At 56.9% G+C, this 20,078-nt stretch carries 19 protein-coding genes; 7 read left to right on the top strand and 12 right to left on the bottom strand.

Translation table 11 applies throughout. From position 1 onward, the window contains the following. Positions 1-81: 81 nt before the first annotated feature. The 10 genes from A2V21_305360 to A2V21_305315 all read right to left on the bottom strand — a co-directional run bounded on the left by A2V21_305360 (position 82) and on the right by A2V21_305315 (position 8,663). Positions 82-1,332 carry a hypothetical protein gene (locus tag A2V21_305360; GenBank protein ID OIJ73742.1) on the bottom strand — a complete coding sequence of 417 codons (1,251 nt, stop codon included), beginning with the start codon at positions 1,330-1,332 and terminating at the stop codon, positions 82-84. A 155-nt stretch (positions 1,333-1,487) separates the two neighbouring features. Beyond that, the gene (locus tag A2V21_305355) at positions 1,488-3,026 is read right to left on the bottom strand and encodes a hypothetical protein (protein OIJ73741.1); all 1,539 of its coding nucleotides are present in this window, start codon (positions 3,024-3,026) and stop codon (positions 1,488-1,490) included. A 78-nt stretch (positions 3,027-3,104) separates the two neighbouring features. Then, a complete protein-coding gene (locus tag A2V21_305350; GenBank protein OIJ73740.1) occupies positions 3,105-3,851 on the bottom strand; it encodes an ABC transporter ATP-binding protein in 747 nt (248 codons plus the stop codon). Between the two features lie 24 nt (positions 3,852-3,875). Further along, complete coding sequence (locus A2V21_305345) at positions 3,876-4,649, bottom strand: ABC transporter permease (protein OIJ73739.1); 774 nt, start codon at positions 4,647-4,649, stop codon at positions 3,876-3,878. Beyond that, positions 4,646-5,740 (bottom strand): alanine racemase, encoded by a 1,095-nt coding sequence (locus A2V21_305340; GenBank protein OIJ75064.1) that lies wholly within the window; start codon positions 5,738-5,740, stop codon positions 4,646-4,648. Before A2V21_305340 ends, A2V21_305345 begins: the two co-directional genes overlap by 4 nt. Before the next feature lie 197 nt (positions 5,741-5,937). Further along, on the bottom strand, positions 5,938-6,735 hold the full coding sequence (locus tag A2V21_305335; GenBank protein OIJ73738.1) for a hypothetical protein: 798 nt from the start codon (positions 6,733-6,735) through the stop codon (positions 5,938-5,940). Positions 6,736-6,876: 141 nt separating this feature from the next. Continuing rightward, the gene (locus A2V21_305330; protein ID OIJ75063.1) at positions 6,877-7,083 is read right to left on the bottom strand and encodes an ATP synthase F0 subunit C; all 207 of its coding nucleotides are present in this window, start codon (positions 7,081-7,083) and stop codon (positions 6,877-6,879) included. Positions 7,084-7,395: 312 nt separating this feature from the next. Continuing rightward, positions 7,396-8,055, bottom strand: coding sequence for an ATP synthase F0 subunit A (locus A2V21_305325; GenBank protein ID OIJ73737.1), 660 nt, complete (start codon positions 8,053-8,055; stop codon positions 7,396-7,398). Next, complete coding sequence (locus A2V21_305320) at positions 8,048-8,452, bottom strand: hypothetical protein (GenBank protein OIJ73736.1); 405 nt, start codon at positions 8,450-8,452, stop codon at positions 8,048-8,050. Before A2V21_305320 ends, A2V21_305325 begins: the two co-directional genes overlap by 8 nt. Beyond that, positions 8,442-8,663 (bottom strand): hypothetical protein, encoded by a 222-nt coding sequence (locus tag A2V21_305315; protein OIJ73735.1) that lies wholly within the window; start codon positions 8,661-8,663, stop codon positions 8,442-8,444. The genes A2V21_305320 and A2V21_305315 overlap by 11 nt, the downstream gene beginning before the upstream one ends. Before the next feature lie 321 nt (positions 8,664-8,984). Between A2V21_305315 and A2V21_305310 the strand changes: the two genes are divergently transcribed. The 4 genes from A2V21_305310 (at position 8,985) to A2V21_305295 (ending at position 15,768) form a co-directional block, all read left to right on the top strand. Next, positions 8,985-11,114 (top strand): hypothetical protein, encoded by a 2,130-nt coding sequence (locus A2V21_305310; protein OIJ73734.1) that lies wholly within the window; start codon positions 8,985-8,987, stop codon positions 11,112-11,114. 268 nt (positions 11,115-11,382) lie between these two features. Beyond that, on the top strand, positions 11,383-13,893 hold the full coding sequence (locus A2V21_305305) for a nucleotidyltransferase (GenBank protein OIJ73733.1): 2,511 nt from the start codon (positions 11,383-11,385) through the stop codon (positions 13,891-13,893). Further along, on the top strand, positions 13,878-14,525 hold the full coding sequence (locus A2V21_305300; GenBank protein OIJ73732.1) for an MBL fold metallo-hydrolase: 648 nt from the start codon (positions 13,878-13,880) through the stop codon (positions 14,523-14,525). The genes A2V21_305305 and A2V21_305300 overlap by 16 nt, the downstream gene beginning before the upstream one ends. A 40-nt stretch (positions 14,526-14,565) precedes the next feature. Next, positions 14,566-15,768: a phosphopantothenoylcysteine decarboxylase gene (locus A2V21_305295; protein ID OIJ75062.1), complete on the top strand. Its 1,203-nt coding sequence runs from the start codon at positions 14,566-14,568 to the stop codon at positions 15,766-15,768. Positions 15,769-15,964: 196 nt separating this feature from the next. Here A2V21_305295 and A2V21_305290 read toward each other — a convergent pair whose 3' ends face one another. Both A2V21_305290 and A2V21_305285 read right to left on the bottom strand, forming a co-directional pair. After that, positions 15,965-16,339 carry a hypothetical protein gene (locus A2V21_305290; GenBank protein ID OIJ73731.1) on the bottom strand — a complete coding sequence of 125 codons (375 nt, stop codon included), beginning with the start codon at positions 16,337-16,339 and terminating at the stop codon, positions 15,965-15,967. Positions 16,340-16,357: 18 nt separating this feature from the next. Beyond that, on the bottom strand, positions 16,358-17,212 hold the full coding sequence (locus tag A2V21_305285; GenBank protein ID OIJ73730.1) for a hypothetical protein: 855 nt from the start codon (positions 17,210-17,212) through the stop codon (positions 16,358-16,360). A gap of 69 nt (positions 17,213-17,281) precedes the next feature. Here A2V21_305285 and A2V21_305280 point away from each other — a divergent pair, with 69 nt between their 5' ends. From A2V21_305280 to A2V21_305270, 3 genes are read left to right on the top strand one after another with little or no spacing between them, the layout of a single operon-like run. After that, positions 17,282-17,962, top strand: coding sequence for a hypothetical protein (locus A2V21_305280; protein ID OIJ73729.1), 681 nt, complete (start codon positions 17,282-17,284; stop codon positions 17,960-17,962). Between the two features lie 32 nt (positions 17,963-17,994). Next, positions 17,995-19,293, top strand: a complete 1,299-nt coding sequence (locus tag A2V21_305275; protein OIJ75061.1) for a serine protease — start codon at positions 17,995-17,997, stop codon at positions 19,291-19,293. An 18-nt stretch (positions 19,294-19,311) separates the two neighbouring features. Next, the gene (locus tag A2V21_305270; protein ID OIJ73728.1) at positions 19,312-20,076 is read left to right on the top strand and encodes a hypothetical protein; all 765 of its coding nucleotides are present in this window, start codon (positions 19,312-19,314) and stop codon (positions 20,074-20,076) included. The last annotated feature ends 2 nt before the right edge of the window (positions 20,077-20,078 follow it).

Below are 20,078 nucleotides of genomic sequence, written 5' to 3'. Positions count from 1 at the left end.
AAACTGCAAGCCTCCTGCTATTTTAGCTATAAAAATATCTGATTTTTAAAGACAGCCTTGTGCTCTGCCGGGAATAATAATTTAAAAACCGATGTTGGTTATGAACTCGCGTTCGAAGCGGGAGCTACCTGAAAGCGGCACGTACTTGGCCCTTCCTGCAAGCTCGCCGGCCTCATTCCTCCCGACCTCTCCAAGGGCCATAACCGCCCCGTCGAGCGCGGCGTCCCCGACGTATTCAACGTTCTGCCAGCCCTCGTAAAGAAGCCCGATGCCCTTTAGTGAGACGGAAGAGAGCTTGGCCCCGAAGGCCCCGGCAAGGTAGACCTTCTCGATATCTTCTGGATTAAGCCCCGCTTTATCGAGCAGGATATTTATCCCGGCCCTGGTAGCCGATTTCGCGGTCTGCAAGGCCCTTATATCCTGCTGCGAAAGCGACACCTCGCCCTTGGCGCCCCTGAAGAGTACGAACGAGTTTCCGTCCCCGCTCTCTTTTATCCTGTTGGCGAGGTTCGTAGACACTTCGTCCCTGTCCTTTATCCTTCCCGACCTGTCCATGATCCCGGCCTCCAGCAGGACGTGGGCGGCCTCGATGAGGCCAGAGCCGCAGATGCCCCTTGGCGCTACGTTGCCGATGACCTTTAGCTTCAGGCTGTCGCCTTCTATAGTCATGCCCTCGATAGCGCCGGGGCCGGCTGTCATGCCGCGTTCCACCTCGCCACCTTCAAAGGCAGGGCCCGCCGCGGCAGAGGTGGCGAAGAGGGAGCCCTGGACGGCAAGGAGTATCTCGCTGTTTGTGCCTATGTCTATGGCGAGTACCGGCCTTGCGGCCTTACCCATCCCCAATGCCAGTGCCGCCGCGACCGCGTCCCCGCCCACGAAGCCGCCTATCAGCGGGAAGACGTAAAGCGCGGCGTCTATCTCAAGGCCGGCCTCCCTTGCCGGCATCTGCTGCGGCTCTTTAAAAGCCGGCCTGTAGGGGACCCGTGAGAGCGGCTCAGGGGAGATGCCCAGGAAGAGGTGCTCCATCGCCGGGTTTCCCGCGACCGTCACCTTTTTTATCGCGTCTGTCCTGCCTGAGGCAAGCCTCGTGATGAGGCTATTGCACGCGGCCAGGGCCGCGTTTTTAAGCTCAGCGAGCGTTGCCGGGTCCTTTGTCCCGGCGTCTATCCGGGAGACGACGTCCCGCCCCCAGCCGGACTGCGGGTTCGGCAGCGACAGCTCCCCGGCAACAGCGCCTGTCCCGAGGTCCACGAGCGCGCCTGCTATTGTAGTCGTCCCGAGGTCGATGGCGACCCCGAAGCCATTATTTCCGTCGATATCGGGCAATGGGATAAGTTGTCCTTTATTAGAAAAACCGAAAGCAGGCCCCCATGGGGGCCTGCCGTAATCTTTTATCCTTTTTTAAGGGTTAAATCAAGGTTTTCCGGAGGTCGAAAGAGGCCTGAGCCCACCCTGCGCGAGGCTACGAAGCTAAAATGGGAAAGGCGTCAGAACGATATGGGAGGCGCGCTGGTTATGAGGTACTTCAGGTCCTCGTCCCTGAACTGCAAGCCAAGGCCAAGGTACGCGGACTGGAGCCCGACCTTGCTCGCGAAGTCGTCGTATCCGGCCGTGAGGAAGAAGAACTTGTTGAGGTAGTAGGTGCCCCCGGCCTTGAGGCGCGCATTCCCTTTCTGGCCGAAGTCAAAGGCCTCGAGCGTCAACTTGAGCCTGTCGCGGAACATGTAGTAGTCGATCCCGGCCCCGCCTGTGCTCTCGATTATGCCGCCCCTGACGACCAGGTTATTGAACCGCTTGGCTATCTGGGCAGAGAACTTTATCTGGTTGGTCGTCTTTATCTCCTCGGTAGTCGTGGTGACCCCGCCGGTGGTTAATTCCCTGGTCTCATCGGTCCTCTTGCCCCTCGGGTCGTCGACTATCTCAAGGAGATAGTATTTGTCGGCCTTCGGCTGTATGCGCAAGGTGAGATAGCTCTTCGTGTCCCGCGCGTCGAAGAGGTACTCGCCCCTGTAGCCGATGAAGGTATGGAAGCTTTCGGCCCGTTCGATATAGTTGTTTATGCCCGAGACCGTCTTGTTTATGTTCTCGTGCAGGGTCGGTTCGTTGACGAGCTGGCCTATGGTGCCCTGCCCCTCGTCTATCTTCCTGGTGATGTTCTTCACCGAGCTCATGGCGCTACTGATGTCCGGGCCGACGTCGCCGGTCACCCTGTTTATCGTGTCCATGGCCTGCTGAAGGCTCAGGGAGGCGGCCTTCAGGTTCTCTACCCCTTCCTTCAGGTTGCCCCTGTTCTCGGTTATCATCCCGTTTAAGTTGTCGGAGGTCTTAACTAGCGACTCGTTCAGGTTCCTTATCGCGAGCCTGAGGTCGGTGGTGATGCCGGGCCCTTCGTCCTTGAGGAGCGCGGTGAAGGATTCAAGGTTCCTCATTATGCTCTCGAACTGCTCGTCGTTTTTGGCGACTATCCTGTTCAGGCGGAAGGTGAGCTCTTCTATGTTATGGACTATGTTGCTTACCGTCTGCTCGCCCTCGTCGCCGCCGAGGACGTTGCTCAAGGACTCGGTTATCTCCTTTATGTCGGTCGATACGTCCGAGAGGATGGTGATGAGCTTATCCATGTCCGCGTAGGACCTGGTGCGTGTTATGTACTCGCCCTCCTTTAGAGGCGGGGCTCCCGGCTGCCCCGGCAAAAGCTCGAGGTACTTCTCTCCGAGGAGTCCCTTGGTAGTGAGGACGGCGGTGAAGTCCCTGCCTATCTGCACGTCAGGCTGTATCTGAAGCTCAAGGTGGGCCTTATGGTCCTTAAGGGCGATCTTTTTTACCCTGCCGACCTCTACACCGGCGACCCGCACGGGCGCGTTCGGGTCAAGGCCGGCGGCTGAGTCGAACTCGACGAAAAGGGTATACCCTTCCGCCCTCCCAAGCTGGATGCCGCCGAGCCGGAGGGACATGTAGGCCAGTAGTATTACGCCCAGGAGGACAAAGAGCCCTACCTTCGCTTCAGAACTTAATTTAGGCAACGCCATGGTCTTTTTCTATCGCCTCTCGTGACCTTGAGTAAACCAGAAACCGGTGATTATGTACATGATTTTTGTCTTGGCGACTCAGTACACCTTTATCGGCCCTTCCGCCCTGCCTTCGAGGAACTGGCGGAGTATCGGGTTCTGGTTCTTCTTCATCTCGTCCACCGTGCCCTCTTCGATTATCCTGCCCTCGTGGAGCATGGCTATCTTGTCGGCTATCTTGTAGGTGAACGGGATGTCATGCGTTATGAGCACGTAAGTGGTCTTAAGGCTCCTTTGGGTGTCGAGGACGAGGTCGGCTATCGAGTCGCTCATGATGGGGTCGAGGCCGGCCGTTGGCTCGTCGAACAGGACTATCTCCGGGTCCATGACTATGGCCCTGGCAAGCCCTACCCTCTTTTTCATGCCCCCGGATAGCTCGGCGGGGGTAAGCCCCTCGACCCCCACCAGGCCGACCCTCCGGAGCTTCTCGCTTACGACCTTCATTATGTCCTCATCGTTTAAGTCCGTGTGCTCCTTGAGAGGAAAGCCCACGTTCCCGCCAACGGTCATGGAGTCGAAGAGCGCGGCGCCCTGAAAGAGCATGCCGAAGCGTTTCCTGACCTCGTTGAACTCCCGCTCCTTCATGGCGGTTATCTCCTGGCCGTCGAGGAATATCTCCCCCCCGTCGGGCCGAAGGAGCCCGATGATGTGCTTTATCAGGACGCTCTTGCCTTCGCCGCTTCGCCCGATGATGACGGTTATCTTGCCGCTTTCTATCTCGAGGTCCACCCCGTCGAGGACCTTTTTCTGGCCGAATGATTTTTTAAGGCGGTTAATCTTTATCATAGGTTATAGGATGGCATCAAGCCGTCATACCATGAAAGAGGACATGATGTAGTCCGAGACGAGGATGAGGACGCTGCCCGTGACGACCGAGGCTGTGGCGGCCCTTCCGACCCCTTCGGCCCCCCCTGACGTATAAAAGCCGTTGAAGCACGCGACAAGGGTCGTTATGAGGCCGAAGACGAGCGACTTGTACAAGCCCGTGAATATGTCGCTCACCTGCACGAAGTCTATCGTGCGCCCTATGTAGACGCCCGGGTTGATGCCAAGGAGCTGGACCCCCACTATGTACCCGCCCACGACCCCGATGAAATCGGTCACGACCGTAAGGAGCGGGAACATCAAAACGCCCGCGAGGACCCTTGGGACTACCAGGTACTTGACCGGGTTTACGGCCATGGTGACGAGGGCGTCTATCTGCTCGGTGACCCTCATGGTGCCAAGCTCGGTAGCCATGGCGCTTCCGGCGCGGCCTGTGACCATGAGGCCGGCGAGCACCGGGCCGAGCTCCCTTGCCATGCTGAGTGCCACGGTAGGCCCGACCAGGCTTTCGGCCCCGAACCTCTTGAGGGCGTTGTAGCTCTGGAGGGCAAGGACCATCCCCGTGAAGGCTCCTGTGAGGACGACGACGAAAAGGCTCTGCACGCCCACGAACTCCATCTGCTTGAAGATGTTCCTGAACTTGACGGGGGGCGTAAAGAGGAGCACGGCCGCCTGCATGAGCATTATCGCCATGAGCCCCGCGGAGTCGACGAAGTTCTGGGCCATGCGCCCTATTTTTTCAAGGTAAGCCCTGATCATGCCATGCCTTTGTAGTATACTCTCGGTACCCTTGAGGATATCCGGCAGAATATCTCGTAGCTTATCGTGCCGGCCCTGGAGGCGACCTCTTCGGCGGTTATGCGCTCGTTGCCCTGAGAGCCTATTATCACCACTTCGTCGCCTGTCTTTACGCCCGGCACATCGGTCACGTCGGCCATGCAGAGGTCCATGCAGACGGTGCCGGCTATCGGGGCCCTCCTGCCGCCTACAAGGACTTCACCGGACCCGCCGAGACTCCTCGGCAGTCCGTCGGCATAGCCTATGGGCAGCGTGGCGATGAGGCTCTGCCGCCTGGCCGTGAACCTCCTGCCGTAGCTTACGCTCGACCCGGCCGGGACGCTCTTGAGGTGAAGTATGCGTGTCGTGAGGCTCAGTACCGGCCTGAGATCGATCTGTTCTCTTAACCGCTCCGCCGGGTATGAGCCATAGAGCATTATACCAGGCCGCACCAGGTTCAATCGCGCCTGCTCCATATCTACAAGCGCGGCGCTGTTCGCCATCTCGATAAACCGGGGGGCAAAGCCCATCCCGCGTATCTCGTCCACCGCCTTTTGAAAGGCCGCGAGCTGTCGCCTTGAGAACTCCTTCTCCTCGCTCTCTGATTCGGCGAAGTGAGAGAGCACAGCCTCGACCTTTAGATTCCGTAATGCCTTAAGCCCTTCGAAGAACGGGGCGACCTCCCAGGGAAGGAGGCCAAGTCTGCCCATGCCGGTATCTATCTTGACATGGATTTTTTTTATGATCCGCTTTTTTTTCGCGGCCGAATCGATGATGCCAGCTGTCGTGAGGTCGAATACCACGGGCGTGAGCCCGAGGTCCAAAGCCTCTTCGGCCTGTCCGGGGAAGATCCCTCCGAGGAGCACGACCGGCCTGGAGATGCCAGCCTCGCGAAGCCTCGCGCCTTCCTCAAAGACAGCCACCCCCAGAAATTCGCATCCCAGCCCCTCAAAGAGCCTGGCTGCCTCGACGTCCCCGTGGCCGTAGGCGTTCGCCTTAACTACGGCCATCATCTTCGTTTGCCCGGGAAGAAGGCCGCGGAGCTTAAGGTAATTGGACTCAAGCGCCCCCATGTCGATGAAAGCGGAGGTCGGCCTTTTTTGCAACGCTGCTCCTTTGGAATGAAAAAAGTAAGTTTAACGGGTACTTAATATCATTTTTACGGTGAGCTTGCAAAGCTTTTTAAGCTGTTCTTTGCAAATAGGCATTATAAGCCAAAATAGAAAGGCCGGGGGAAGATTGTTTCCCCCGGCCTTCTCGGATTCTGATATTATGCGGGCTCTGGTGTGAGCCCGCTCTCTTTTACGCGCACGAGCGATCTTTCGAGCTTCTTTAACGCCTGGCTCTCTATCTGGCGTACGCGTTCCCTGGTAAGGCCAAGCCTGTCGCCGAGGCCCTGCAGGCTTTCCGGCTCTTCCGCCATTACCCGCTTCTCTATTACCATCCGCTCCTTCTCGTTAAGGAGGGCAAGGGCGCTTGAGACCTCTTTTTTGACGAGAGCGCCTTCCTGCTTTTGGGCGAGGGCTTCCACGGGGGTCGGCCCCGCGTCTTTGAGCATGTCGAGGCGGGTGGCCGTATCATCGCCTATCGGGGCGTCGAGCGAGAGATCGTTTGAAAGGTCTATCGGCTCTTCCGTAACAGAGGCGTCGGTATCCTGAGGCAGCACCGCTGTCCTGTAGAAGAGCTTTTTCCTGAGAGCCTTTGTGCCGCGGCGAACCAGGCCCCTGGATTTCAGGATGTACTCCTGGATGAATGACTTTATCCACCATGTCGCGTAGGTGATGAGCCTGAAGCCCTTAAACGGGTTGAACTTCTTTACGGCGGTCATGAGGCCGATATTGCCTTCCTGTATGAGGTCGGCGAGCCTGCAGCCGTAATTCCTGAACTCAAGGGCTATCTTTACGACATATCTCAGGTTGGAGATGACGAGCGCGTGCGCGTCCTCGATAGCTTTGGTCCTGTAGTAACGTTCGGCAACCTTGAACTCTTCCTCGGGGGAGAGCACAGGGTAACGGGTTACCTCCGCCAGATAGCTCTGGACCGAATCTGTTACGACCGGAAGGCCCATTTGGTTTTTCCTCCTTGGCACTCTGAATCTTTGAGTGCTAACATTATAAATAGATAGTGGATTTTTGTCAAGAAGTCCAAGATAAAAAAGGGCGGCCTAAAAAGGCCGCCCTTTTCTTTAAGCAGGTCTTCCGAGCCGTTCTTAAATGAGGCTAAGGAACGGGTTCGCGAAAAGGAGTATCAGCGCTATAACGAGGGCGTATATAGCGAGCGACTCCATCATGGCCAGACCGATAAGCATGGTGGTCATGAGCTTGCCTGAAGTGCCGGGGTTCCTGGCCATGCCTTCAAGGGCGCCGCGCACGGCGTGGCCCATACCGGCACCGGGCCCGATGGCGCCGAGACCCATGCCGATGCCCGCGCCGATGCAGGAGCCGATGATTATGGCCGCCTTCAGGAAAGAGCCGTCGCCACCTGAGGCAGCCGCTTCAGCAGCTTCCTGGGCAAACGCCAGGTTGGAGCTGATGAAAAGGGCTATTAGAGCAAAAAAACCTGTCACGAACTTCTTCATCCTTGTTTCACCTCCTTATGATTAGGGAGACTCTATTCCACCTGGCCAGCCGGCTCTCCTGTCGGACAGGCCGGGTATCGCCATCTTCCCCGGCTCACTCCCGGCCCCGTACGGTGCCCTGATCAGGTGTGGCTCCCTTGAAAAAACTATTTAATGATGCGCCTCTTCGAGCGCGCTGCCTATGTACATCATGGAGAGGAGCGCGAAGATGAAGGCCTGCAGGAAGACGACCCCGACCCCCAATACCGTCGAGAAGGCAAGAAGCGGGTACGCGAGCGGCATGAGCATCAGGAGCACCATCACGACCTGCTCATGGCCGAATATGTTCCCGAAAAGACGGAACGAGAGCGACACCGGCCTCGCGATATGACCAATTATCTCGACCGGTATCATGATTGGCATGAGCCACCAGATAGGGCCGGCGAACTGCTTGAGATACTTTATCCCGTGCTCCCTTACGCCAACTATGTGGGTCAGGACGAACACGATGACGGCGAGCGCCGCTGTAGTGTTGAGGTTGGCTGTCGGCGGAAGGAGCCCTGGGACAAGGCCCATCAGGTTCGAGACGAAGATAAATACAGCCAACGTCATTATGAACGGGAAGTACTTCTTGCCCTTGTGCCCCATCGTCTCGTCGACAAGGCGTTCGAAGTAGCTCACGGTAAGCTCGACGATAGATTGCGTCCTGCCGGGGACGAGCCTTAAGCCCTTGGCAAGGACGACCGAGAATACGAAAAGGCCGATCGAGATATATATCATGAAGGCTGTGTGAGCCGGCAGCCCGAAGGTCGGGATTATCGTACTATGCATTACATTCCTCCTTTGCCAGGTAGAACATGGTGCAGATGGCGGTGAATAACGCCGCCGAGAGGCCGGCCAGCATCGGCCAGAGGCTCACGACCCCCCTTGACGCGAGCAGGGCCATTAGCGCGGCCACCAGGACGAAGCGGATGTGGTAGGAGAACTTCACGAACCTCTCTACCCTCTCGGGGCTCATGCTCATGCCCTTTCTGGCCATCCTTAGAAGCCACATCATGCTGAAGGTGCCTATTGCGAAGCCAGCCGCAAAGCCCGGGGCAACACCCCTTTGCGCTAAAGCGAAGAGCGCCCCTGATATGATGAGGCACGAGGCCAGGTTCACGAGGACCACCTTTGCCCGTATCGCCGTGGCGAGTGAATCTATATCGGCCTGTCCGCTAAAACCCATATCTTTTGGTCATCTCGAATATGTTCCTGAAGCCCGCGGCTATCCCGAAGAAGAGGAATATTATCGTGAGCCAGGGCTTGGTGCCGAAGTAGCCGTCGAGGTATATGCCTATCATAAGGCCAATGAACGTCGATACTACCATGGCGATGCCCATGGAGGCGAGCATCGCGAGACCCTTCCAAACCCCTTTGCCCTGCTTGTCTTCAGGCATAGGCGCCCTCTTTGTCTTTGATTTGGCGACTGTTTTTTCGGGGGAGGCCAACGTAACCGGATTTTATTATCACATGGGGGAAATGAAAGTCAAAGGAAATCTCGGCATGGCCTCCCATATAAAGTATACGGTCAAAGCAATCGAAAATAGCGCTCCACCTTCGAACGCGCTTCGATGATTAAAAGGACCAGGATTTTTTTAGCTCTTTTAAAACAGGTTGAGCCAAAGGTATTAGCCAAGCGTAATCCTAAAGTATTAGACAGCCCCGCCGATATACAATATATCATTTAAAATCTGAAAGTAACCGGGAAGGAGGGAGGGATGGGGAATATGGGTATCGCGCGCTTATTGCAACGTGCAAGCATCAAAAGATTTCTTACCGGCATCATAGGCCTGCTTGTAATCTCTTTGCTGATACTATCCGCGAACACGGCCCTGGAGACCTATTGGGAGAGCCAGGAGAGCGTCCGTATGGATATGGCCAACGAGCTTGCGGACCACCTTGTCGACTCCACAGGCTATGAGGCGAAGGAGCGGGGCTTTACAACGACCGCCCTTTCACTGGGTACGGCTGCGGACGGCTACATGACGCAAAAAATAGAGGAGCTCCGGGCAAAGGGTGACGAAGCCTTCATGAAGGCGAACGAGCTCTCAAAGGCCATTATAGAGAGGGACGAGACCAATACCGCGTTGGTGGCCGCGGTGGAGAGGGCCAACGCTGCTTACGCGGAGCTCATGGCCGCCAGGACGATAGTAGACAGGAACCTTGTTGTCTCTGAAAAGACATATACCCCCGGGGAATGGATAAAGGCCATGACCGCGTTTATAGACGCCAACTCCGAGGTGAGGCTCTCCGCCTTCGCCTCGCACCAGAGCAGGGAAACACTCCAGGAGGCCTTGAGGATGAACCTGGAGCTCAAGCAGGCTGTATGGCTGATGAGCGAGTACGCGGGAAGGGAGAGGGCGACCGTCGGCGGCCTCGTCGGCACGGGAAGGCCGATGGACTCGGCGACCATCGAGAGGCTCAATACCTTCAGGGCCATAGTGGACATAAGCCTGAAGCCTGTAATGAGGCTCCGGGACATGAAGGTGGTCGACCCCGAGGTCATCGGGCATGTGGAGAAGCTCGACGAGATATTCCTTAAGAAATTCCAGAAGACGAGGGAGGCTGTATACGCGGCGGCCACAACCGGCGATTATCCGATAAGCGGCAAGGAATGGCTTGAGCGCGCTACAGAGGGCATAGACACCATACTCGAGCTCTCCGCCTCGGTCGGCAAGATGGTAAGCGGGCAGGTGACGGCGGACCTCGCCGCGTCCAAGAGGAAGACTTTCGTCTCTGTCGCCGTGCTCCTGGTAGTAGTCTGCCTCGGGGCCTTCGCCATATGGGTGATAAACTCCAAGGTGGTAGCCCCCATGCAGTACCTTAAAGAGAGCATGCAGCGGGTAGAAGAGACCGGGGACTTGACCGGCAATGTCGAGGTAAGCTCCGAGGACGAGAACGGCCAGATAGCCGCCACATTCAACAACATGATGGCGAAGTTCCACGGCATAATAAGGGAGATACACTCCTCGACCGAGCTCCTGGCCTCTTCATCGGACGAGCTTTCGGCCTCCGCGGTCCAGATAGCCGGGGGCACCCGGAGCCAGAGCGCCAAAGCCTCTCAGGTCTCCACTTCAGCCCAGGAGCTGAGCGCCTCCATAATAGATGTCGCGAAGAACGTCTCCGGGGTCTCGGAGGCCGCCAAGGAGGCCAACACCGTGGCGGTAAAAGGCGGCCAGATAGTTACGCGCACGATCAAGGCCATGAACGGCATCTCCGGCACCGCCAGGGAATCGAGCAGGATAATAGCGACGCTGGGCGGGCGCTCCGATGAGATAGGCAATATCATAAACGTCATAGATGATATAGCCGACCAGACAAACCTCCTTGCCCTTAACGCCGCGATAGAGGCCGCCAGGGCAGGGGAGCAGGGGCGCGGCTTCGCGGTGGTTGCCGACGAGGTGAGAAAGCTTGCCGAGAAGACCATGAAGGCCACAAAGGAGATCGGCTCGATGATAAAGGCCATGCAGGACGAGACGAAAAAGGCCATAGACTCGATGGAGGCCGAGGTAAGAGCGGTCGAGGAAGGCGTCATGCTCGCCCAGGAGGCTGACGGAGCTCTAAGGGAGATACTCGCCAAGGGCGATGTCGTGACGTCCATGGTCCACCACATAACGACGGCCACAGAACAGCAGTCCGCCGCCACTGGGCAGATAAGCGGGGATATCGAGTCGGTGGTGAACGTCATCGACGAGACATCTTCAAGCGCTCAGCAGATCGCGAGGGCGAGCGAGGAGATAGCGGAGCTTGCCTTAAGGCTGAAATCCACCGTGGAGATGTTCAGGATAGAAGGCGCGCCCGGTAAGGCCCCGGTAAGGGCGGCCTGGCATCTGAAGAGAGTGGTCTGACGTGCCGCGAAAAGCCGCCGGGTCAAAAGGCCCGGCGGCTTTTTTTATTTAGCAGGCATGGAATAAGTCCATCTGTTTCGTTGTCATCGTCCGCAAACGGCGGGAACCGCATCGCATATGCTTTTTCAGCAATCCGTCCGGGGTGCCCCGGTTTCCTTGACGCCCCTGTTTTTTATGATAAAATCCTTACGCCCATATTTAAACCTTCCATTACCTCCCAGGTTGCCCGGAGGAGTTTTTTAAACCTATCCATCTTAAGGAGAGCTCTGTGAAAAGTATTATAATGGCCGGCGGGTTCGGCACCAGGCTCAGGCCGCTTACCAACAGCCTGCCCAAACCCATGGTGCCGATGGCCAACAGGCCCATGATGGAGCATATAATAGAGCTCCTCAAGAAGAACTCAATCACCGACCTCACCGCCCTCCTGTACTTTCAGCCGGATATGATCTCCGGGCACCTGGGCGACGGAAGCGCCTTTGGCGTGAAGCTCGATTATACGACGCTCACGGTTGACCTTGGCACCGCTGGCGCTGTCGGCAGCGCCATGAGGAAGATCGAAGGGGACGAGACGACCCTTATAATAAGCGGAGACGTCCTTACAGACATAGACCTCAACAGGGCGGTAGAGTTCCATAAGCAGAGGAAGGCTACCGCTACTATTGTGCTTACCAGGGTGGAGAACCCTCTCCCCTTCGGGATAGTCATCACCGACGAGGAAGGCAGGGTCGTCAGGTTCCTTGAGAAGCCGGGCTGGGGCGAGGTCTTCAGCGACACCATCAATACAGGCATCTACATACTGGAGAAGAAGGTCCTCGACTACATACCTCCTGACAAGGAGTTCGACTTCAGCAAGGACCTCTTCCCGCTGATGCTCGAGAAGAAAGAGCCGCTCTATGGCTACATAGCAGAGGGCTACTGGAAGGACGTGGGGAGCCTTGAGGAGTACAGGGGCGCTAACATGGACATTCTCCAGGACTACGTCCACGTCGAGATACCCGGTGAGAGGATAGACGATCGGAGGCTCTGGGTCGGCAAGGGCTCCCGCATCGATTTTACGGCAAAGCTCGAAGGCGCCATCGTCATAGGCGAGAACTGCAGGATAGAGGCAGAGGCGAGGATAACCAATTCGATAATCGGCGCGAACTCCGTTGTAGAGGAAGGGGCTGTAATACGCGATTCGGTACTCTGGGACAACACCAGGGTGGCCCGCGGCGCGTCTTTGCATGAGGATGTCGTGGCAAGCTCAAGCGAGGTCCTCGATAAGGCGCACGTCGCCGAAGGGGTCATCATTAGCGACCATTGCAGGATAGGGCGTAACGCCACCATCAAGGCCAACGTCAAGGTCTGGCCCTACAAGGTGGTCGAGGACGACGCTACACTGGCGTCAAGCCTCATCTGGGGGGAGAAGTGGAGCAGGAACATATTCTCGACATACGGCGTTACGGGGCTTGCCAATATAGAGATCTCCCCGGAGCTGGCGGCAAAGCTCGGCGCGGCCTACGGCGCCTCTTTAAAGAAGGGGTCGGCGGTCTCTACCAGCAGGGACGCGCACAAGACGTCGAGGATGATAAACAGGGCCATAATGACCGGTATACTCTCGACGGGCGTGCACGTGCACGACTACGGGGTCACCCCGATGCCGGTCGTCCGCTTCCTCGCCAGGAGCGGCACCGAGGCCGGCGGCGTGCATACGAGGAGATCGCCATTTGATACGCAGCTGCTGGATCTGAAATTCTTCGACAGCAAGGGCCTTGACCTGCACCCCGGGTATGAAAAGACGATAGAGAAGCTCTTTTTCAGGGAGGACTTCCCCAGGGTGGCGATGGACGAGACGGGGGAGATGAGCTTCCCCATACACGCCTTCGAGTCCTACCAGAACGGCTTCATGTCGATGATAGACGCCCCCACGATATCGAAGGCGAAGTTCAGGTTCGTGGTCGACTACTCATACGGCTCTTCGTCGAGGATATTCCCGTCCATACTCGGAAAGCTCAATTGCGAGGTCATAGCCCTTAACGCCAACCTCGACGGCAGCAAGACGACGAAGACCGCCGATGAGTTCCAGCGGGCCATCGACCAGCTTTCATCCATTGTAAGGTCGCTCGACGCGGACATGGGCTTCTATCTCGACGCCGGCGGCGAGAAGGTATTCATCACCGACGAGACCGGAGAGGCCCTTGACGGGGACACGGCGCTTAATATCGTGACGCTGCTGGCGCTCAAAAGCATCAAGGAGGCCGGAAGGAAGGGGCACATAGCCGTGCCGATAACGGCCTCGCGCGCCATAGACAGGATGGCCGAGACTTACGGGGTCGCCGTCAAGAGGACAAAGACGTCGCCAAGGGGGCAGATGGAGGCGGCAACGGAAGGCGCTCTCTTCGTCGGCGAGCAGTCGGGCGGCTACATATTCCCGGACTTCCAGCCGAACTTCGACGGCATGTACGCCGTCGCCAAGATACTCGAGATGATCGGGAGGCACGGGACAAGGCTCCACAGGCTCATGAGGGAGGTCCCTCCGTCCATCATCATAAAGGAGAAGGTCTCCTGCTCATTCGAGAACAAGGGGATGATAATGAGGAGGCTCGCCGAGGACTCAAGGGGCCTTGAGACTGTACTTCTCGACGGAATAAAGATAAAATTCGGCGACGACTGGATAGTGGCCTATCCGAGCCAGGACATGCCGTACTTCATCCTGGTGGCCGAGGCCTCTACGGACGAGTCGGCAAGGGCGCTCATAAATAAATATTCGGAGAAGATAAGGGGATGGCAGAGATCCTGACATTGCCGGTCGGCCCTCTTGAGGTCAACTGCTATATAGTGTGGGACAAGGCAAGCGGCGAGGGGGCCGTTGTCGACCCGGGCGGGGACGTTGGCGATATAAAGGCGGCCCTGGCGGAACATGGCGTCGCGGTAAGATACATAATAAATACCCACGGCCACTTTGACCACATCGGCGGGAACGGGCTGCTCAAGGAAGCCCTTGGCGCGCCAATTGCCATACACCGCGCTGACGAGCCGATGCTCGAGTACGCCCACGAGCAGGCGGTGATGTTCGGCCTCAAGACCCCGAAGCAGCCCAAGCCCGACATGTACCTGGCAGACGGCGATATTATCTCGTTCGGCGCCCTGCGTCTTCAGGTGATACACACCCCAGGGCACACAAAAGGGGGTGTGTGCCTTTATATGAAAGAGGATAAGCTACTCTTTACAGGCGACACCCTCTTCGCTGGCTCGATAGGCAGGACAGACTTCGAGGGCGGCTCGATGGATGAGATCATGGATTCCATCATGAGGAAGATACTCCCGCTCGGCGATAGCGTAAGGGTCTTTCCGGGACACGGTCCGTCCTCTACCATAGGCGAGGAGAAGGAGATAAACCCTTTTATAGTAGAGATGAAAAGGGTAAAATAAAGAAGTTGACCTGAAGGCTTTAGCGGCTTTGAAATCCATGATGCAAGGCGGTAGCGGGGTGGTCCTCAAAAATAAAAAGATAACCCTGGGCGTTACAGGCGCCATATCGGCGTACAAGGCCCTTGAGCTCTCCAGGCTCCTTATAAAGGAAGAGGCCGAGGTCTGGCCTGTGATGACCAGGTCCGCAACCGAGTTCATAACCCCTTTGAGCCTCTCTACCCTTTGCAAGAACCCGGTATCCGCAAGCCTCTTTGACCTTACGGAGGAGACAAGGATAGGGCACATAGAGCTCGCGCAGAAGGCCGACCTCCTTATAGTGGCCCCGGCCACCGCCAACTTTATCGGCAAGGCCGCCTCTGGCATCGCCGACGACCTGCTGACGACGATCGCGTGCGCTTCATCTGCCCCCGTCCTTATCGCCCCTTCCATGAACTCCCGGATGTGGGGTAACCCGGTCGTGCAGGAAAATTTGAGGAGGCTTGAGGCCTCCGGCTATCTTTTCGTGGGCCCGGAGGAAGGCGAGCTCGCCTGCGGATACGAGGGCAAGGGAAGGCTTGCCTCCGTAGAGAACATACTCGAAGCGGCCCGCGAGGCGTTGAGCCCCAGGGATTTAAAGGGAGAGAAGGTGCTCGTCACCGCCGGACCTACCCGCGAGGCGATAGACCCGGTGAGGTTCGTTTCGAACTCCTCTTCAGGCAGGATGGGCTACGCGATAGCCAAGGCGGCAAGGCGCAGGGGCGCCGAGGTCGTGCTTGTCTCCGGCCCGTCATATCTGCCCAGGCCTGCGGGGATAACGTACATACCAGTTACAACCGCGGAGGAGATGCTCGATGCTTCGGTCAGGTACTTCACGCAGTCGACCGTCGTCGTGATGGCCGCGGCCGTGGCCGACTACAGGCCCACGAAGAGCTACCCGACGAAGGTCAAGAAAGAGGCGAAGTTCCTCTCCATCGAGATGGAACGCACGCCCGACGTCTTAAAGTACATGGGGAGCCATAAGAAAGAAGGGCAGCTCCTCGTGGGCTTCGCCCTTGAGACCGACAGCCTTGAGGAGAACGCCAGGAAGAAGCTCAAGGAGAAGGAGCTTGACCTTGTGGTCGGTAATACGCCGGCGGGCCTCGATAGCGACTTTAACCAGGTCACCATGATAGACCGCGACGGTAAGAAGGAGGTCCTCCCGGCCATGAGAAAAGACGAGGTGGCCGATAGGATACTGGACAGGGCGGCCAGGCTTAAGAAGTAGCCCAGGCTGCTGAAAAAGGCCAATCCGCGGCGTCGTCTTCAAGATTCGTCACTGCGGCGTACCAAAAAAGTACGCCTCATTCCTCATTTTTTGACTCCTTGCATCCTGACCTTGAGCAGCCTGAATGTGATTGGTTTTTGTAGCGGCCTGCTAAACCTTGAAACGGCCCCGAAGCAGAGCTCCGGGGCCGTTTTTTTTACGCTGCTTTCTTCCCGCCGAATGTCGCTCCTGAGCGTTTGAGGACGCTTACCAGGGTATCTGAAAAACCGGGGATGTTCTTGAGGTCATCCCAGCTCTGGAACCTGCCGTGCTGGTCGCGGTAGTTGATGATGGCCTGCGCCCTTTCCTTGCTGAGCCCCTCGATCTTCATGAGCTCCATTTCGTTCGTGCTATTTAGGTCGATCTTCATATTGGTTCTCTCCTTTCTTAACACCTGTTCAAGCCCGCTCCCCTCCAGGGTAAAAAGCGCAAATCCCTTAACAGGAACGCGCCTTTCATTTTTTTTTAAGGGGTCTATTCTGACTATAGGCCGAATCGGGGAGATGTCAAGGAAGGCCCTGAAAGCCTTCAAAAGGCAGGAAAGACGGGCTTATATCCGCACCCACTTGAGGGCGTTATCCATGGCCGATTCCCAGTCGCGGCCTTTTCTGCGGATGGTGTTGAGGCGCTTTCTTATGAACTTGGCGGCATTGAGGCTGTGCCTGCCGGTCGGGTCTTTCTTAAGGCAGTGCGCCTTCTGGGAGAAGGTAAGGAGGTCGATTATGCTGTCGATGGATATGGCGAAGTACTTTTCTTTCTCCTCCTTGCTCAAGGCCCATCTGGAGGTGGTCGAAAGCAGGCGGAGCATCCTGTGCCACTGCTCGAAGCGGTGCAGCAGCAGGACGCTCGAGAATATGGTCTTGTTGGTGCGGAAGGATAGCGGCGTGTCCTCGATGGTAGCGTCCATCAGCCGGTCATTGTCCCTGTGCACCGCTTTTATGAACTTCTTCGGCAGCTGCCATATCTTCTTGTCCACGAGGGCGTCGAACCTCATCTCCCAGTATATGTGGCGGAGGCTCCTGGCCGAGAAGGTCCTTATCATCATCTCCGGGATGAAGTGGTTATGGGCTATCGTATCGGCGGCGAGGTGGCTTAAATATCCGTAGGCGAAGGCCGTTTGCGAGTCGCTCTCCGAGCGCCGGAGGAGCTTGAAGGCTACCTTCCAGTTATGGCAGTGCTTCATGTCCTCGACGAGGTTTTTCCCTATGACGATATCCGCGCTTATGTTGCCGTAAAGGTAGTCGTTCGGATAGGCCTCGAGGAGCGCCCTTACCGGTGGGATAAGAAGCCTTGTGTTCTCAAGGACGGTCTTTCCGAGCTCAAGGTGCGTGGCAGGCCCCCAGGCAAAGGCCTGGTCAGGCCAGGCGAGGACGCATAGAAAGACGATTATGGCCGCAGCGATCATACACTTAGTAATATGCTATAAAAACGAATAGATATTGTAAAGCGGAAAAAAAGGTAGTAGATATAATTGATGTCTGAGGACTTTGACATATCGCCTGTTGACGAGCTAAGGCTCATAGCCGAGGCCTTAAGGGAAAGGCTCGCTCTGCTCCGCGATGGCGGGGTCGGGGTGCTGCCGAAGCCCGCGGTCTGCCGCAGAGGCTGGGCCACCTTCGAGGGGATGCCATCGGAAGCCAGGGGCTTTAGCCCCTGCCCTGAGCACGCCTCATGGCAGGGAGCGGCATTTGGCGTATGGACGCTGGGTAACGTCGCTGTCGTTTGGGGCGAAGCTATAGCTGATGCGAGCGAAATCCCGTACAGCGCATCTGGCCTTGACCAGCTTGGCAAGATACTCGGATGGCTCTCCGGCCAGCTCGGTTCACCGGCGCCCGATATAAATACGTTCCGGCTCTTTGCCTCCGGCAGGTGCCTTGAGGGAGGCCATGATAGAGAAGGTGGCGCATCTTCCAGCTTATCACCACTTATCGACGGCTGGATCGATGGGCAAAAGCCGGAAGCGCTCCTCCTCATGGGCGGCCTTGCCGCCGGTTTGAAGGGCGCGGCCGAGGCCATGGGAAAGATATTTGAGTCCAGGGGCGTAAAGCTGATGGCGACCTGGTCCCCGGATGAGATAGCCAGTGATGAAAGGCTTAAAAAAGAGTCGTTCGCGCATTTAAAGGGATTTATAAAGACGATTGCCTCGATTAATTGAAAATATCGGTATTCCCTGATAGAATCAGCGATATGCTAACCCTATGCAGGTTCTTTCTCTTCCTTACAACCGTTCTCCTTATCCAGGCCTTCCCGTCTTCATCATCCGCAAAGGATATACTCTATATAAAGACAGAGGGTATTGTGAACCCTGTCATGGCCGCCTACCTTGCTGATGGCCTTGAGGAAGCGAAAGAGACAGGCGCCGAAGCGGTCATAATACAGATGGACACCCCTGGCGGCCTCGACCTTTCGATGAGGGAGATAGTGAAGGGCGTCCTCGCTTCCGATGTGCCCGTCATCGTCTATGTGGCCCCTGCCGGCTCGCGGGCCGCCTCAGCCGGCGTATTCATCACCTACGCGGCGAATATCGCGGCCATGGCCCCGGGGACGAACATCGGCTCGGCCCATCCGGTATCGATGGGAGGGCAGATGGACGAGACCATGTCGAAGAAGGTAGAAAACGACGCCGTCGCCTATATAAAAGGCCTGGCCGCGAAAAGGGCGAGGAACGCCGATTGGGCCGAGAAGGCCGTAAGGGAGTCGGTCAATATCACATCAGAAGAGGCGTTGAAGCTCGGGGTCATAGACCTTGTGGCAGCCGATAGCGTTGAGCTTTTAGGAAAGCTCAACGGCATGAGGGTCGAGACCGCTTCGGGCGCGAGGGCTCTTAATACCGCGGGGGCCAGGGTCGTAGAGGTCGAGATGGACCTCCGGTACAGGATCTTGAACGCCATAAGCAACCCCAATGTGGCCTACATACTCATGATGATAGGCCTCATAGGCATATACTTCGAGCTTTCAACCCCCGGGGCCATATTCCCGGGGGTAATAGGGGCGGTCTCGCTGATACTCGCCTTCTACGCCTTCCAGACCTTGCCGGTAAACTACGCCGGGCTGATACTTATCGGGCTCGGCATAATATTTTTCATAGTCGAGCTTATGGTGGTAAGCTACGGACTTCTGACCATAGCGGGGGTGATCTCAATGTTTCTTGGCTCTCTCATGCTCTTTGACTCTCCGGCCCCGTACTTCCGCATCTCGATATACGTGATACTCCCGGCCGTAATACTCATGACAGCGATCATACTCGGCGCCATGTTCTACGCCGTAAGGATACATAAAAGAAAGCCCGTGAGCGGGACCGAGCTGTTGCTCGGCGAAGAGGGCGTGGCAACGGAAGACTTCGGGGAGGGGCGCGAGGGCAAGGTCTTCATAGAGGGCGAGTACTGGAACGCAGCAAGTGATGAGAAGATATTAAAAGGGGAAAAGGTCAGGGTAGTAAAGGTCGAGGGGCTTCACCTCGAAGTGGCCAGTGGCAAAAAACGATAAAAAGTGACAGGGGGTAGCATGGACTTCGGCATTGGGACGGGCACGTTGGTGCTGGTGGCGCTCGTCGCGCTCTTTTTGTACAGCGCGATAAAGGTTCTGCCTGAGTACGAAAGGGGGGTAATATTTTTCCTGGGGAGGTTCCAGTCGGTAAAGGGGCCTGGCTTGATCCTCCTGATACCCGGCATACAGAAGATGATCAAGGTGAGCCTTCGGACGGTTACGATGGACGTGCCTCCGCAGGAGGTCATAACCAGGGACAACGTCTCTGTAAGGGTGAACGCCGTCGTCTACTTCAGGGTCATGAACCCGGATAAGGCCATAATCGCGGTCGAGAACTACCTTTACGCTACGAGCCAGCTATCGCAGACCACCCTTCGTAGCGTCTGCGGGCAGGCGGAGCTCGATGAGCTCCTGACGGAGAGGGAGAAGATAAACAAGAACATACAGGAGATACTCGACCGCCAGACAGACCCCTGGGGCATAAAGGTGGGGCTGGTCGAGGTCAAGGCCATAGACCTGCCGGAGGAGATGAAGAGGGCGATGGCCAAGCAGGCTGAGGCCGAAAGGGAGAAGAGGGCCAAGATAATACACGCCGAAGGCGAGTTCCTGGCCGCCAAGCAGATACTGAACGCCGCCGATCTGATGGCGCAGAACCCGATCTCTTTACAGCTCCGGTACCTGCAGACACTCACGGAGATAGCGGCCGAGAAGAACTCGACGATACTATTCCCGCTCCCCATGGACCTGGTGAAGCCGTTCATTAAAGGGTTTAAGACGGAATAACG

Source organism: Deltaproteobacteria bacterium GWC2_55_46 (genome assembly GCA_001595385.3).
Taxonomy (GTDB): domain Bacteria; phylum Desulfobacterota; class GWC2-55-46; order GWC2-55-46; family GWC2-55-46; genus UBA5799.
The sequence above is the reverse complement of the archived record's forward strand: the minus strand, read 5'-3'. Positions and strand labels throughout refer to the sequence as shown.